14 protein-coding genes are annotated in these 16,391 nt (G+C 42.1%); 2 read left to right on the forward strand and 12 right to left on the reverse strand.

Features of this window, described 5'->3' with window-relative positions:
* Positions 1–77: 77 nt before the first annotated feature.
* From LCM11_RS10835 to LCM11_RS10875, 9 genes are all read right to left on the reverse strand, one after another.
* Positions 78–959: a COX15/CtaA family protein gene (locus LCM11_RS10835; RefSeq protein WP_224894251.1), complete on the reverse strand. Its 882-nt coding sequence runs from the start codon at positions 957–959 to the stop codon at positions 78–80.
* Positions 960–1,067: 108 nt separating this feature from the next.
* Positions 1,068–1,622: a zinc dependent phospholipase C family protein gene (locus LCM11_RS10840; protein WP_224894252.1), complete on the reverse strand. Its 555-nt coding sequence runs from the start codon at positions 1,620–1,622 to the stop codon at positions 1,068–1,070.
* 158 nt (positions 1,623–1,780) lie between these two features.
* Entirely contained in the window at positions 1,781–3,607 is a 1,827-nt protein-coding gene (locus LCM11_RS10845) for a gamma-glutamyltransferase family protein (RefSeq protein WP_224894253.1), read from the reverse strand.
* Between the two features lie 13 nt (positions 3,608–3,620).
* Positions 3,621–4,877 carry a CapA family protein gene (locus tag LCM11_RS10850; RefSeq protein ID WP_224894254.1) on the reverse strand — a complete coding sequence of 419 codons (1,257 nt, stop codon included), beginning with the start codon at positions 4,875–4,877 and terminating at the stop codon, positions 3,621–3,623.
* 13 nt (positions 4,878–4,890) lie between these two features.
* Positions 4,891–5,340 carry a poly-gamma-glutamate biosynthesis protein PgsC gene (pgsC, locus tag LCM11_RS10855; RefSeq protein WP_014644287.1) on the reverse strand — a complete coding sequence of 150 codons (450 nt, stop codon included), beginning with the start codon at positions 5,338–5,340 and terminating at the stop codon, positions 4,891–4,893.
* A gap of 32 nt (positions 5,341–5,372) precedes the next feature.
* Complete coding sequence (pgsB, locus tag LCM11_RS10860; protein ID WP_224894255.1) at positions 5,373–6,647, reverse strand: poly-gamma-glutamate synthase PgsB; 1,275 nt, start codon at positions 6,645–6,647, stop codon at positions 5,373–5,375.
* A gap of 919 nt (positions 6,648–7,566) precedes the next feature.
* A complete protein-coding gene (locus LCM11_RS10865) occupies positions 7,567–8,406 on the reverse strand; it encodes an ABC transporter ATP-binding protein (protein WP_224894256.1) in 840 nt (279 codons plus the stop codon).
* 377 nt (positions 8,407–8,783) lie between these two features.
* The gene (locus tag LCM11_RS10870; RefSeq protein ID WP_224894257.1) at positions 8,784–9,971 is read right to left on the reverse strand and encodes a PDZ domain-containing protein; all 1,188 of its coding nucleotides are present in this window, start codon (positions 9,969–9,971) and stop codon (positions 8,784–8,786) included.
* 84 nt (positions 9,972–10,055) lie between these two features.
* Entirely contained in the window at positions 10,056–11,561 is a 1,506-nt protein-coding gene (locus LCM11_RS10875; RefSeq protein ID WP_263622500.1) for a S41 family peptidase, read from the reverse strand.
* Between the two features lie 321 nt (positions 11,562–11,882).
* Between LCM11_RS10875 and phnX the strand changes: the two genes are divergently transcribed.
* Complete coding sequence (gene phnX, locus LCM11_RS10880) at positions 11,883–12,695, forward strand: phosphonoacetaldehyde hydrolase (RefSeq protein WP_224894258.1); 813 nt, start codon at positions 11,883–11,885, stop codon at positions 12,693–12,695.
* A 33-nt stretch (positions 12,696–12,728) separates the two neighbouring features.
* Positions 12,729–13,832, forward strand: coding sequence for a 2-aminoethylphosphonate--pyruvate transaminase (gene phnW / locus LCM11_RS10885; RefSeq protein ID WP_224894259.1), 1,104 nt, complete (start codon positions 12,729–12,731; stop codon positions 13,830–13,832).
* Between the two features lie 376 nt (positions 13,833–14,208).
* Here phnW and ftsE read toward each other — a convergent pair whose 3' ends face one another.
* The 3 genes from ftsE to LCM11_RS10900 form a co-directional block, all read right to left on the reverse strand.
* Positions 14,209–14,895 carry a cell division ATP-binding protein FtsE gene (gene ftsE / locus LCM11_RS10890; protein ID WP_224894260.1) on the reverse strand — a complete coding sequence of 229 codons (687 nt, stop codon included), beginning with the start codon at positions 14,893–14,895 and terminating at the stop codon, positions 14,209–14,211.
* 176 nt (positions 14,896–15,071) lie between these two features.
* Positions 15,072–15,470: a c-type cytochrome gene (locus tag LCM11_RS10895; protein ID WP_224894261.1), complete on the reverse strand. Its 399-nt coding sequence runs from the start codon at positions 15,468–15,470 to the stop codon at positions 15,072–15,074.
* 46 nt (positions 15,471–15,516) lie between these two features.
* The gene (locus tag LCM11_RS10900) at positions 15,517–16,356 is read right to left on the reverse strand and encodes a YitT family protein (protein WP_412098143.1); all 840 of its coding nucleotides are present in this window, start codon (positions 16,354–16,356) and stop codon (positions 15,517–15,519) included.
* Positions 16,357–16,391: the final 35 nt, after the last annotated feature.

A 16,391-nucleotide genomic window follows, 5' to 3' on the forward strand; every position in this document is an offset into this window, starting at 1 on the left:
AGAAGCCTTTTTTCATTTTTTATTCAGAGGAACTCCATTAAAAAAACCTCGCTGTTCACAGCGAGGTTTTTTCATCATTAAATAGGTTTCTTTTGCAGTTTAAACCAGTAACCGCCCAGTATGCTTGCTCCAATAACCATGGTGACCGTAGAAAGAATCATGTGAATAGATGAGGCTACCACAACGTTTCCGGTTACTACAATCACAAATCCTACTACTGCATTTAATAGCAGTGAAAATAGATAGAGCCAGGAGAGTGTTACATGGTATTTGAATTTAGATGCGTATATAACAAACCATACGGCCGCTACTAATATTACAATGGTTGCAACCCAGTGAAGAGAATATACCATATTAGCAATCGCTTCACTTTTAATCAGATACTCAACCGCCGGGATATCAAGCATAACATTACTCGCACGGCTGTGTTTGAAGAAGGCCCCTAAAATGACTTGCATAACGTAGATACTGAAACCTATTAAAAACGTCTTGTAGCTCATCGATATGGTAGACCAGCTCGTCCGCCCGAGCTCAATTTTTTTCTCGTGAAGGCTGTAGCTTAGAAGGACAAGCACAATTAACAAGATTTGGCTGAATGTTACATCAAGCGTGGTAAAACCTGGAGGCGTACCGAGAAGAACATTAAAGCCTCCAACTAAGGATTGAAATACCAGTAACCCTAAACTCGATATAGCCAGAATAAGCACGGACTTTCGTTTACGGTGTACATATAATGCACCGATCGCATTAATGAACGTAAGCATGGCGAGTAAAGGAACCATTAGCCGGTGAGAATATTCTATAAGAACGTGATAATCAGTGAAATCCGGTATGACTGAACCATTACAGAATGGCCAGGAGGTTCCACACGCATCCCCGGAATTTGTCGCCACAACAAGATTTCCAAGAATAAGAGCGAGGAACGTTACAAACGTAGTTAAAATTGAAAATTTCTTCATCGTCTTACCCTTTCTCTATATATAATGACGATCGTCAATACATTGCATCATTCATTTAAAATCATATCATGAAAGTCGAATAATAGAGAATGATAAACCCCATCATGCTCATGAACTTTTTGTGAACGAATGCTTTTTTCGGATTTTCTTCACAATTAAATAAACGAGGGAGAGAACAATGAGAACCATATTGATCAATGAGAAAATGCCTGCATAATGATCTTCATCCCAATAAGATACCCTGCTTCTGAAAATATAGGAGCTGACAGGATAAAATAACGGAACGGCATCCTCCACGTGAGTAAGCAGGTCAACCACAACGTGCCCAAGCCAGCCATACATGAGGGCAGACCATTTTGTGAGCTTACGGCCCTTCCACACGAGTACAACCACGAATATAACCATCCATATAAATATAGAATGACCAGCCTGCCGCAGAATACTCACTACTGGATGTTCAAATAAGTCATGAACAATACTAAACAGTGACTTTAATGGATCAGGATCATCTACGACCTGAAAAGCGTTACGTGAAATACATAAATATAGAAACATCACATAATATACGATATCTGGTAAAATGCTCCCGAATATAAACCAGGGGGTGTGTTTCTGTTTTCGACTCACAAAAAAAGTCCAGTACCCATGGTGAAGTGTATTCATTTCATCGTCTCCCCTCTATTAGCTTGCAGCACACTTGTATTCGTCTGAGTGAGACTAAGAAAAACAAAGATGACCGGAAAAAAGAGTAGTTGGCTCTCATAGAAAAAGCCCACCTTGGATCAAAAAGGTGGGCTTAATTGGCTCAGTTACTCTCTATCTTAATTACCAGAATCATTGGCAATTTTCCATGTTCCAAGACGTCTTGGATCTCCGCCTCCATACATCTGGGTCACATCCCCATTCGTACGAATGCCTAGACCTTGTATGCCTCCATAGAATACGGGAGAATCGTGCGTGATAACAGAGTAATCCATTTCACTTCTCAAACGGTTTACAGCTGCCTGATCCACCATGTTTTCCAAGTGGACCACGTTATCTGCCGTATAGAATCGAGAACGGCTGATTGCCTGCTGGAGTGTAAGCTTTTCGCCTTCCTCCGTTACTCCATATTCATATTGAATCAGAGCTTGCAGAAGCATAGCTGGAATTCTTGATCCACCCGGTGAACCAATACCCAGCACTGCACGACCGTCTTCAGCAAAGACTAATGGAGATACGAAAGAACGAGGCCGCTTACCAGGCTCATAGTCGTTCATAGCACCATCTACAGTGTCAAAGTTACTCATTTGATGGTTCATAAAGAACCCTTCAATATAGCGACCAGATCCAAAGAATTTCCCGAGTGAGTTTGTCGCAGAAACCATCATGCCATTCTTATCCACTACGACGAAATGAGTAGTGTTTCTGGAATCTGCTTTTTCACCAGGAGATGTAAGGATTTCAGCTGAACTGGTAAGCTCCTGACCTCCTACACCGAATTCTTCTTCAAACAACTGATTGGAATAACTTTCAGATGTTAGCTTCTCCTGGTTTACGTCCACAAACTGAGGATCTCCAAGAGTATGAACACGGTCCGAATAGACACGGTTCACAATCTTATTTACAAGATGAATATAAATATCTTTATATTGAGGCTGGTTTACGACTTCCTGCATATTTTCCGGCATGTTTCCAGCTAAAAATGCGGGAAGCTCACCATTTTCATTTTCAAATTCTGTTCTCAGGACTTTATCCAGATTTTTTTCTAATTTCTCAAGCATTTGAAGAGCCTGAATAACAATGATACCGGAAGTCGGTGATGATCCAGCAAAGACTTGCTGACCATTAAAGTTACCAGACGGTGCTACACGCTCTCCAACTTCATAAGATGCCAGGTCATTCGGTCCGAAATTTACCTGCTGTTTAATCTGCTCTGCTATTTCACCTTCATAAAATGATTCAGGTCCGTTTTCCTGAAGAGTTTTCAAGGTGTTAGCCAGTTCATCCTGTACAAGCGTATCGTTAATTTCTAACGCACGACCTTCTGGATAGAACTTATTAGATATAGCGGGATCTTCGTTTCCGCTTTGGATAAATCGTCTGGAATTTTGAAGTTGTTCGTGAAAGATCCGGCCGACTTTTACTCCATCTTGACTATGAGTCACCGCATCATCCAACAATGTACTCCAATCCATGTTATTTCCATAATCCTCATAAATAGCGCCCATTCCTTTAACAAATCCGGGCACAGCTATATCTCTTTCGGGTCTCGCACCGCTTAGAGGAGCTGCTTCTCTATAGTCATAGGTTTTAGCTCCTTCGCCAGGTTCGTGTACAATCATCTGGCCGCCGCCGCCCATTCCTGATCCATAAGGTTCAACTACGTTCAAGACAAACGATACAGCGATGGCTGCTTCTGCTGCATTACCGCCTTCATCCAATACTTTCATTCCGGCTTCAACCGCTAGTGGGTGAACAGCACTTACGCCGTACACTTTAGAAGCATTTTCGCCATCTGCGTTGCTTACCTCCACTGTTTCTGCTCGATCTTCTACCGTATAAGGCTCACGGAACTGGTCGAATTCTTCTTCGAAATAAAAGTTCCAACCTATCAGTCCTATAAAGACAATCGCGGCAATGGTGTAGGTGATTTTCAAATAATTCAAGGCACCAGCCCTCCTATCCTTCTATTACTCCAGCTTTTTTCAAATCAATAACTAAACGGTCGTCTTCCATGCGCCAATACTCATTGTCTAACTCCTTGCGAAGGGTTCGGAAAATTCGAAAGTCTCTCAAAGGTTTCAAGAGTCCATTCGTTTCCCGGGGACGAGTATCCGAAATCTGCATGGGTACAAAGGATAGTTCAGCTCCACCATCAGTCAGAAAATCCATTTGGGCCATAGTCGAGTCCCTCGTTCTTGTCCAACCCTGGTCAAAAACGAAGTTTCCTAGACTGTTCATAACAATGGCTGTATTTCCATTATCCTGTGGATTATTTGGGTCGCCTTCCACTTGCACGCGCGTAACAGGCTCAATCACGTGGGGATGGTGCCCAATAATAACATCAGCCCCCATATCTGCCATGAGATACGACAGTGTTTCCTGTTCCTGACTAGTGCCTCCTGCATACTCATCACCCCAGTGAGAGTGAACCATAACCACGTCGGCATTTTCATTAGCCTCACGAATACGGTTTTGGAGGACTCCCAGTCCGGAACCGGTAAGTACACCACCTACATATTCGCTTGCACTATATCCCTGTACATAAACATCCGTAAAACCAAGCATGGCTATCTTTCGACCATTTGCTTCATAATAATGAATTTTACCAGCATCGGTTTGGGCTTCATCCTCAGGAAAAAGATCTTCAGAAGGATCCAATGCTTTACCTATCCCAAGTAAGTCTATATCCAGAGGCCCCATGTTCTGGATGGTTTCCTCAAGAGATAGACTTCCATAGTCCATCGTATGGTTGTTCGCTAAGTTTACAGAGTCGAAACCGGCTTTTGCAACGGCTTCCCCTGCTCCTTTATCCGAGTATAGGTGAATAGCTTTATTGCGGAGCTCAAAATCCTCCATATCCTTTTCTATTTCAGGATTATCCGCATCAATAACCGGGTTTTCAAAGTTCCCTGTTGTATGATCTGACTCTTCAATAAAAGGCTCTACATATTCAAATACACGACCAATTGGCTCTCCACTTCTCTCAGCTGCTTCACGTACGTGACGGCCAAGCATCATATCGCCCACCATGGATACTCTGTACTCCACATCGTCAGGCCTCGTATCTCCGGGCATCGGTGGACGGTCAATCCATTCATGACCAAAAAAAGGTATAGCTAGTAGAGCCGCAACAATGAGCGAGTGGGGGGCAGCTTTTTTCTTGTGCTTTTTAGTCCATACTTTCATTTTGTACTTTATATCATTCTCGTTCATAAAAAATGCTCCTCTAAATCAAGTTATAAACTGTAATGGCCACGAACGTAAGGAAGGCAATGACGAATGTAGCACTAAAGGTCGGGAGTACTCCCTGTTTTTGGATCGAATTCGCTATAAGTCCCGGTACAATAACCCCGATCCCCCGAAGCTCCATCGTGGGGAATGGGGTGAGCGGATACAGATAATCCATTGACATCTTCATCAAAACCCCTACTGTAAGCATGGCCGCAAATTTACGGCGTCCATAAAGCACAGTAAACCGAGAAAGCACCTGTGAAACTATTAAATACGTTAATAAACTAATTAATCCGACTACTAATACATACATAACCTGATCAAAAATCAAAGCTACATACCCAGGAACTACCAAACCAGCTGGTACCACCCCTGTTTTCTCAGAGTATAATAAACTCAACAACACACCTACAACTATTGCAATATATAAATCTGTACCGAACACGACAACTCCAACTCCTTTAGCGGTATTTCACTTTACTTATTTGTTTGAAGAGTTCTTTCTTCATAAGCTTCTTCTGTGATGGTATGGCTTTCTTCTTCTTCCCAGCTTGTTTGATAGTCTGATAGAGAAGGGACAATTTCAAGGTCCTGAATCGCAGCTGCCAATTCTTCTCCTCCACCGACAATATTTCCTATTCCATAAATGACACTATTTCCAGGCAGATCTTGCAAATGTTCAACTATAACTTCAGCAGACTTATTCTCCAAGTTGATCATGTTCGAAGCTGATATACTGCCATCATTGTAAGCATTTATAACCGGATCAACGGTTTCTCCCATTACAATCAGGTTATCCATATCAATATGGGGAAGTACTCTTTCAGCAAAATCAATCGTACGTTCGACACGGTCACTACGACAATTCATAATGACGGTTTTTTCGTCTGTAGGATAATCCAACTCCTGAATTCGCTCCCAAATGTTTAATGTTGATGTAATATCATTTGCTGCAAATCCATTAAAGAAGTACTTAGGAGCACGCTTTTTCCCGAATCTGTGCACACGCATAGCACCCGGGTCTACAGGTGCAGTCAGCATACCTCGGAGGGCAACTTCCCGGTCAATCTCCAGAATGTCCGCAACGGCAAGTGAAAGCGCCGCGTTCTGAGGGAAAATCATAAACGGGAATTTCTTTAAATATTCTTCTTCAAACAGACTTTCATCCGCAACTACAACTTTTGAATTACGGCGTCGTGCTATTTTCTCAAAATATCCTTTATATGGTGTGTCAGGGATTACTACATGGCCATTATGGGGTATGGTGGAACTAAAGGCTTCCGCAATGTCATCCAAAGTCGGGCCCATAACATCCATATGGTCTTCAATCACATTAGCAATCACTGTTATATTTGCTTTTACTAGACGTTCCTGGAATATCCTTTGATATTCTGGATTTACGGCCATGCACTCACTAACAAAAGCATCTGCTTTTCTTTTCACTACTCTTTTGGCCATTGTTTTCTGCTCACTAATATTCGGTCCTTGAAGACTTCGGACAATCGGCTCTTCTTCTTCCTGATCCCAATAGAACATCCGAGCTGACGTTCCTGTAGTCTTACCTGCTACCCTTCTTCCATCTTCTTTTAGAATTCCCATAATTAGACGGGTAACTGTGGATTTACCTCGTATTCCATTAACCAGAATTCGGGTAGGGATCTGCTTCAAATTTCGGTCATGAGAAGACTTTTCTCTTAAACCAACGACTAGGACTATCACTGCAAAAATAGCCAGATAAACGATTTCCTCCACTACTTTTCCTCCTTAAATTTCCTTTCTTTAATGTAAGACGATTTTTTATCACCTTATGTAATAAGCTAATATTCTCTCTCTACGTCCTTTAAAAGTATAGATAATATTCCATACCCTATTAAACATTTTTCAAAAGGAATTTTCAAAAGTTTAACGATTATTTAGATTGAATGTGTTTTATAAGACATACGTATTCCAGATCCCATATGCAGGCTTTAACATCAAATTAACTGTAGTTCCCTCTCATCCCATTTTTTATGTCATTCGACAGAGTCAATAATCTCCACGAAAAGAGAAGGTTGCAATGAGCTATTCGATCTTTGGATCTAACCCCTACGCTCAGCAAAGATATAACGATGTTTATAAGCTTCATCTCCTTATGAATACGCACAAAAAAACTGGGATACAAAAAGAAGAAAATTCCGATCTTCTTCCGTAACCCTTGGGACATTGCAGGCGCAGCTTATTTGATCTTCATACTGCCCAGCTTAACCGTTCTAAGCAGAAATGGCCAGAAAGTGGGATAACTCCTTCTCACACCATAACTGATTTAAACGAGACACCGCAATAGGAACAAGCGATCTGGTAAAAGTATTAATTCACCATGTCTATCATGTCGTAAAATCTAATAAATCCATTAAAATTTGACCCTCGAGTAATTCTACCATCTCATGTCAATCCCAATATCTAATCCACTTAAAATAGTTTAACAGATTTAGAACAACAGCCCCAAGGTAAATATTGAATATACACATTTACGTCATCGATGATCGCCTCATTCACGCAAAATCGATACCTCTAAATATCAACATACATATCATACCATTTTCCAACAATAATTCTACACCATTCTACAAAAAGGTGAAACAAAAAAAGCAATGGAAAAATATATTCCATTGCTCTCATTCATTCACTTCGTTTATCCAGTTGATGTCTGGGACGTTTGCGCTTCCGCCTGGGCTTGCTTAATTAAGCAGCGTCCTTTTCCATGCGGGATACACATCGGTGTACCAAAAAGAGGGTCTTGTCTGACATCACAATTCATTTCAAATACGTGCTGCATTAGATCACAGGTAATAACTTCTTCCGGCTTCCCTTGAGCGTATACCGTCTGATCTTTAACAGCTATAATATGATCAGCATAGCGGCAGGCCAGGTTGATATCGTGAAGGACCATTACTACCGTTCGCCCATTGTCCTGATTTAAGTCAAACAACAAATCCAGTATTTCAATCTGATGAGTCATATCAAGATAAGTGGTTGGCTCGTCGAGTAAAAGGGTATCGGTATCCTGAGCAAGAGTCATTGCAATCCAGGCCCGCTGGCGCTGTCCACCGGATAAAGAGTCAACCGTACGCTCTTTTAATTCCATTAGATTAGTATCTTCCAGTGCTTTGTTAACCGCGTACTCATCGTCTTCAGACCAGCGCTTAGCAAAACCTTGATAAGGGTAACGTCCTTGCTTAACTAATTGATAAACACTTAGACCTTCTGGAGTTGTTGGACTTTGAGGAAGGATTGCCATTTTCTTTGCAACTTCTTTAGTCCGCATTTTTGAAATATCCTCACTATCAAGTACAACTTCTCCTGATTTCGGTTTCAGCAAACGTGCCATTGAACGCAATAAAGTGGATTTACCACATCCATTGCCTCCAATGAGTACGGTGACCTTCCCTTTTGGAATGCTGATATTCAAAGAATCTATAACGACGGAATCCCCATAACCCAAGGTCAGGTTGTTAGCCAACAGTGTGTCCATAATCTCGAACTCTCCTTTTTCTACCCATTACGAAATCTCTATCGGTCTGTTGGTAATCTATATTTTTATAAAACTTAACTATATACGTGTCTAATTTTTCTTTCATTTACTAGTTTATGTGCATTCAAGAGCTCTGTCAATGAATTTGAGAATCATTTTCAGTTTGTTTGATGGTTATATGTATGAATTTGATTAACTATTCAGACAAAAAAAGGTCAAAAATCCCTGAGAAGGACTTTTGACCTTTTTAAAACTTGCGAATACGGATTCTAATTTTTCAAAAGAGTTTATTTCCTTAAGCTTATGCTCCGTTAATACCCAATGGAAAAGCAGTTCCTCTCAATCAGCCTTACAAAGAAGATGGAGTAAAAAACCATTTAATACACACTAACTGACTTCTCACGCCGTGGTGGTTCGACGAAAACCAGTCCCAGTTCATAATGCTCCCCTTCATATAGAGGGCGCTGAACGTAGCGATTTTCCCCCTGTACGTCGTGGACTTCGATTTTATTAAAAGCTGCATTTTCCTGCAGGGCTTCATAAAAATCATTTTCCGTACGTACTTGTCTGTTATTAACTCTTACAACCAGTTCCCCTGGTGAGAGTCCCATTTGTGCCGCAGGGCTTTTTGGAATGATCCCGAGAATGAGAAGACCGTCCTGGTTCGCCGAGAAAAATGGCTGACGCTTCTCACCTGACAAGTGCTGAAGCCGAATCCAAGTACGCCCTAGAAGGCTTATCACAACAGCCACTATTGATAAAACCGGCAAGAACAGGCTGCCAGCAGCAAAACTAAGAACGAATAGGGCAAGAAAAAATGTTCGACGTCCCACGATTTTGGCTGCCTTTACAGGCAGTTGTCCACGTGCAATCCATTCCCATCCCGTGACAAAAGGAACAAGTATTAAACCAAAGCTTTCCTCACCGATACCGAAAACAGGCCACCACGGCGCAAACGGTTCTATGGATCCAGCAGGAAAAAGGGCAAAGAACGGTATGAGCGCAAGCTTTCTGCTGCGGTGCTGACCAATCCACATTCCTCTTCTCCCCATCACACGCTCTGGAAAGGTAGATAACGAAGAGGTTCTTAACATAAGAATACCTTCCACTAACAAGAACGCACTAATCAGAAATGGGAGCGCTGTAAGCGGAGTGTCCGTAAGTGGAGATACCCATGATAATTGTCTTACACTTTCCGGAAAGTACGGAATGAAATATATAACTAGGTAAGTGGCTCCAAGTGTATAGGCTGCTGAATACCAGTTCGATCTTAAAGGAATACTGAGAACCAATAGCACTCCAGAAACGAGCAATAATAAAGGGAGAGAAAGGACAAGTCCGCTCCCTACCGCAAACACCGATATAAGGAGTCCGGCAGCTAATGATGTTCCTAAAGTACCGCCCCATTCTGAAAAGGCATCATATATACGAGTTCCAAACTGCCTGCGCTCGCTTTTAATCCTACGCCTCGTTAATATAAAACCCATAATAATAGCTATATAAAGGAATGGCTGTGTAAACACCCGGCCTGCTCCTTTGACGATTTCCATAATCCAGACTTCCAAAATCATTCTCCTTTCCAATCTTAACAAAAAAGTCCGCAGTCAAAGACTACGGACTTTACTTCTCGAACTAAGGGGAAGGCCTGCTTACTCGAAGAGAGCCTCCACAGCTTTATCCATCTGCCGGTCATTTTCCTCCTTGCGTACTTCTTCTACGATTGCTTCTTCCAGCTTACCACCCGTCTTTTCATCTACATCACCTGTAGCTTCTAGTCCGTTTTCAGCTTGAAAAGATTCTACTGCAGATTTCGTACCCTGACTGAAATAACCATCCGTCCGTCCTGGCTCATATCCAAGACCTTTAAGCATCTTTTGAATGTTTTTCACTTTTTCATTATTATCATTATACTTCAGCTCTTTATCAATTTCGACCGGATTCGTATAGAAGTAGGAGGGCTGCTTCACTTCTATTGTAGGCTCTACTCCTTTTTCGTGAATCCAGTTTCCATTAGGTGTTAACCATTTGTAAAGGGTGAGTTTAATTGTGCTTCCATCCCCCATTGGAATTGCCTGCTGAACCGTACCTTTCCCGAAACTCTTGGTACCTACAAGATCATACCCTCCGGCTTCATTCATCGTTGCAGCAAGAATTTCTGAGGCAGATGCACTTCCCTCATCCATCAACACTGTAATCGGATAATCTTTCTTTTCTTTAAGATCTGAGAAGTAACGGGATTTCTCCCCATTACGGTCTTCTACTTGAACAATCGGCTTATCATCAGGAATAAATTCTTTTAAAATCTCCTGAACATCTGTAAATAGACCACCCGGATTGCCACGGACATCAATTACCAGTCCCTCCATGTTGTCTTTCTCCAGCTTCGTTAGAGCTTCATGGAATTCCTCGGACGTTTTTTCAGAGAAAGAGGTAATCTCTATGATACCGACTTTCTTTCCATCGACCTCTTTTGTATTGGAATACACTGTTTCAAGCGGAATATCATCACGAATAATATCGATGGTTACCGGCTCGCTCACGCCTGGACGATCTACCTGCAGCGTAACCTCAGTACCTTTTTCACCTCGGATTTTCAGGACCGCCTCGTATAAATCAAGACCTTCTACACTTTCTCCATCTACTTTCAATATTTGATCATTCGGTTTTAATCCGGCTTCCTCAGCGGGTGAGCCTTTAATTGGGGCTACAATGGTTACCTTGTCGTTTACCATGCTCACTTCAGCACCGATCCCTTGAAAAGAGGATTCAATAGATTGGTTAAATTGCTTCATTGTTTCCTGATCCATATACACGCTGTACGGATCTTCAAGAGTGTCCAGCATGCCCTGAACAGCACCTTCTATTAATTTATCTTTATCTACTTCACTTACATAGTTTTCTTTAATTGTACTGAACGCCTGTTCTACTTTTGCTAAATCTGCACTCTCCGACTGATCTTCAGATGCTTTATTCTGTTCCTCCCCCGATGTATTGCCGGGATTGTCAGCATTTTGATCCGCATTAGCCCATGATTCTGTCTGGGAGCTCTCCTGTGTCCCTTCAGCGAAGTATTCTATTCCTATGTAAGAACCTGCAGCTCCCAATAGGACCGCAAGCACCATGAGGAGTGCTACGTAACGCGGTTTTATATTCATCGCATTCACCCTTCTACTTTGAATTTCCCTAATGTACCTATCCTAGCAAACGTATATGTGCACCGTAAAACTTAGTTTCCTTCCTGCTTTAAGTTATGCCACAAATCTTACAGGCATGTCTATCTAATTATAGGAAATATTTATACTTTTTTCTACTAGATTCGAAAAACAAAATATACAATCACAAAACATAACCATACAAATTATTAACTTAACGCTAACATGCTTTTTACACGATCACGGTACATTAAATTTACGGCAATAGATAAGAGAGCGGAATAAACCCTTTCTGCCACTAAGTTTAAGGGAGGATACACACTTATGAACCCACGTATTGAAGGAGTTATTTTTGACTGGGCAGGCACTACCGTTGATTACGGCTGTTTCGCCCCTGTCCAAGTGTTTATGGAAGTATTCTACAAGCGAGGAGTTTCCATTACTTATGAGGAAGCCCGCGGCCCAATGGGGCTATTGAAAGTCGATCACATTCGTGCAATTTGTGAGATGGATCGGGTTAAGACTGCTTGGAGAGAGGCTCATGGGAAGAATCCGGATGAAACGGATGTAAGGGCTCTATACGACGATTTCGAACCGATGCTGTTCCGTATTTTGGATCAATACGCAGATCCAATCCCTGGCGTGATCGATGTTATGGATCAACTAAGAGAGAAAAACATAAGAATCGGATCCACGACTGGGTACACGGGTGATATGATCGAAATTGTATCACGTGAAGCCGCAAAAAAAGGATATGTACCCGATTCGATCGTTACTTCTACCGATGTTCCCGCAGGTCGTCCTTACCCATGGATGTGCTTTCAAAATGCAATTAATCTCAATGTCTATCCCATGCTCCATATGATTAAAGTGGGAGATACAACAAGCGATATGCAAGAAGGTGTGAATGCAGGAATGTGGACCGTGGGTGTTGTAAAAGGAAGCAATATCCTTGGCCGGACAGAGCACGAAGTACAAACAATGGATTCCATCCAGTTGAAGCAGGAAATTAATCAATCCGTACAGTACTTAAAGAATGCCGGTGCAGACTATGTGATAGAAGATATAACCATGCTTCCTGAAATTGTTGAAATGATTAATAAGCGTTTAAATTCTTGTAGTGTAAGCTATGCATAATCGAACAAATATTAGTGAGAAAGGAGAATAAGCATGGAAGATCACTATCTATTATTAACACCAGGTCCTCTGAGCACCACTAACACAGTTAAAGAAGCCATGCTTAGCGATTGGTGCACATGGGACAATGATTACAAGCGGCTCGTTCAATCCATACGGCGTGACCTCCTGAACATAGCCGGTGCATCCGATGATGTCTACACTTCTGTTCTTATGCAAGGAAGTGGAACATTCTGCGTGGAGTCAGTTATCGGAACGGTCATTTCCCCAAATGAAAAGCTGCTTGTTATCGTAAACGGCGCCTATGGGAGAAGGATAGTCACTATCGCGGAGCGTTTAGGGATCGAGACCGTCCCTTTTGAATGCAGCGAGACGAAGTATCCTGATCCTGCCCAGCTAACCAGGATTCTTGAGGATGATCCTTCCATTACACATGTCTCCCTTGTCCATTGTGAGACAACTACAGGGATGATGAACCCTCTTAAACAAATAGCTTCCATTGTAAAGCAGTACAGACGGACCTTGATTGTAGATGCCATGAGCACTTTTGGAGGGGTGCCTATAAACATAGCTGAGATGGATGTTGATTACTTGATCAGCAGCGCTAATAAATGTATTCAGGGGGTTCCTGGATTCGGGTTTATATTAGCCAAAAGAGAGAAATTAAAAGCCTGCAAGCATCAGGCCAGGTCTCATTCTCTGGATTTATACCACCAGTGGGCCGTCATGGAAGAGCAAGAAGGTAAGTGGCGCTTCACTTCACCGACTCACACTGTCCGGGCTTTTAAACAGGCATTGGATGAATTACGTAAAGAAGGCGGTGTGGAGGCCAGAAACGAACGCTATATAGCCAATCAGCATACCCTTGTCAATGGGATGAGAGATCTCGGATTCATTCCTCTTTTATCGGAGGAAAAGCAATCCCCCATCATCACTCCTTTTTATTACCCTGATGACCCGAGATTTTCTTTCGAAGCGTTTTATAGAGAATTAAAGAAAAGAGGGTTCGTCATCTACCCTGGAAAAGTGACGGACTACGACACTTTCCGGATCGGCAATATTGGAAACGTTACTCCAGAAGATATAAGGCATCTTCTCACTGCTGTACAAGAAAGCAATTACTGGGAAAATCCATAAATGCCTTATTACGCAATAGACTCAAATTCGAGATGATCCGGGTCCGTTACGAAATGTGGGGAAGGGCTGCCGGGGAAATAACTCGCTCCCTATGCTCCTGCACGACGCAGGACCGGAAAGCGAAATCTTCCCCCGCAGGACCTTTTGCTGAACAAATGGCTCGCAATCTCGTGTTCAAGTATTGGGAGCTTAACCTTAAGATCAACACGGAAGATTAACAGAGCTTCTCTGAATAAAGTACAGTGATTTTTTACTCCACGAGTCTCCAATACTTACTTTACGAGTTGAAGCAAAGATAGTTTAATAACTTTATTCAGCATAAAAAAAAGCGCTCCTGATTCAGGAGTGCTTTTTTATGCTGAATATAAAATTACGGTTATTCATCATATCCGTAATTGCCGCGCATTTCATCCCTTACGACCATACCATCCTCAATTGCAATGACACGGCGAGGGATGGTGTTCACGATTTCCCGGCTGTGGGTAGCCATCAAAACGGTGGTTCCTCCAGCATTTATTTCATCTAAAATGTGCATAATTTCCCAGGAGGTTTCAGGGTCCAGGTTTCCTGTGGGCTCATCTGCAATTAAAATCTTGGGACGATTAACAATTGCTCTCGCAATGGAAACTCGCTGTTGTTCGCCTCCGGACAGCTCATCAGGTATAAAACGAGCTTTGTTTCTTAAGCGGACCTGATCCAATACTTCCATCACTCTCTGTTTGATGTTCTTTTTGGATTCCTCAATCACTTCCAGGGCAAAAGCCACATTTTCATAAACGGTTAAATTCGGGAGAAGCCTGAAATCCTGGTACACCACACCAATTTGACGGCGCAGCATGGGAACCTTCCGCTCTTTCATGGTGGAAGTATTCATATCAATAATATTAACACTTCCTCTGGAAGGCTTTTCTTCACGGTAAATCAATTTGGTGAACGTGGACTTACCAGCACCGCTTGAGCCGACCACATAAACAAATTCACCTTGTTCAATTTGGACATCCAGACCATTCAGAGCCGTAACTCCATTTGGAAATGTTTTATATACACCTGTCATATCTATCATATGGCGATCACCTTAGTCTTTTTTTTTAGTGCTTCCTGTCGTCTCTTACAAACAACTTTATTATAACATTGAAACTCGATAATTTTAGACATAAAAATATTACATTTCCTTTTCAGTTTATTCAATTGCCGTAAAATAAAAAGCCCGGCGCTTAGCCGGACAATATAATCATTATGCTATTCCATTGTAGCAAGCCAATCTGCAACCGTTTGAGCATCCTCATCGGATACCTGACTTTGAGCTGGCATTTGGCCTTTACCATTTTTGATAATATCTACAATTTTAGCTGCATCGTATTTAGATCCAACTTCTGTTAGAGCTGGTCCAAAACCGCCGCCTAATTCACCACCATGACAGCTGGAGCAGTTGTTTTGATATACTCCCTCTGCACCTGCGGAGTCAGTTGCACCTTCTCCCCCACTGTCCTCAGCAGATTCTCCGGACTCGTCCTGCGAGCTTTGATCAGTCTGTTCTTCAGAAGTATTGTCCTCAGAAGCACCTTCGTCTCCGCCGCCACCGCAAGCACCAAGAACGAGTAACATAGCGAAGAATAATGAGAATAGTAGTTTTTTCATTTCGATTCCCCCTCGAAAAATTAAGTATGGGAATATTATAACCTTCCTATCCCGATTTGAAACCCTCACCAAGTACTTCGGTGGCATTCATCGCTACAACGAACGCCCCAGGATCCACCACTTTTACCGTTTGTGTCAATTTAGTGAATTCATTCTGCTGGACGACACACATAACGACACGACGTTCTTGATCCGTGTAACCACCTGCACCACTTAAAACCGTAACACCACGATCTATTTCCTTAAAAATTGCCTGACGGACGTCATCCACTTGTTCTGTAATGATCATCACATTCTTCGAGGTGTTTAAGCCCACTTGCACAAAATCAATCGTCCGGCTGGTCGCAAATAAACCAATCAATGCGTATAACCCTTCCTCCAGGGAAAACACAATGGCTGAGGTTAACACAATCATTCCGTCCAGTAATGCAACACTAATGCCCAATGGGAAATGAGTAAACTTATGCAGGACTTGTGCAGCAAGGTCGATTCCACCCGTAGAAGCTCGGCCTCGGAACACAATTCCAAGTCCTAGTCCTACTCCCATTCCGCCAAAAATTGCCCCGAGCAGCGGATCAGGGGTAGCAGGTTCTAAGTTACTTGTGATTAAAACAAATAATGGGAGTGTAATCGTGCCTACAAAAGATTTAATACCGAAATTCTTACCTAAAATAACTACTCCTATGATAAACAAGGGAATATTAAGTATCCATTGAACAATTCCCGGTTCCCATCCGAATACACCTTTAGTAATTGTACTAATACCTGCTACACCGCCAGATGCGATATTATTTGGTAATAGAAATACATTAAAAGCTAATGCCACAAAAAAGGAACCTATAATTACAAAAGCAAACTCCATCGTATGCCGTAAAACCGGCGGCATCGGCTCTCTTCTATACTTTTTCGCCATCATCATCA

Origin of the sequence: Halobacillus halophilus (assembly GCF_020171985.1) — a bacterium.
GTDB lineage: Bacteria > Bacillota > Bacilli > Bacillales > Halobacillaceae > Halobacillus > Halobacillus halophilus_A.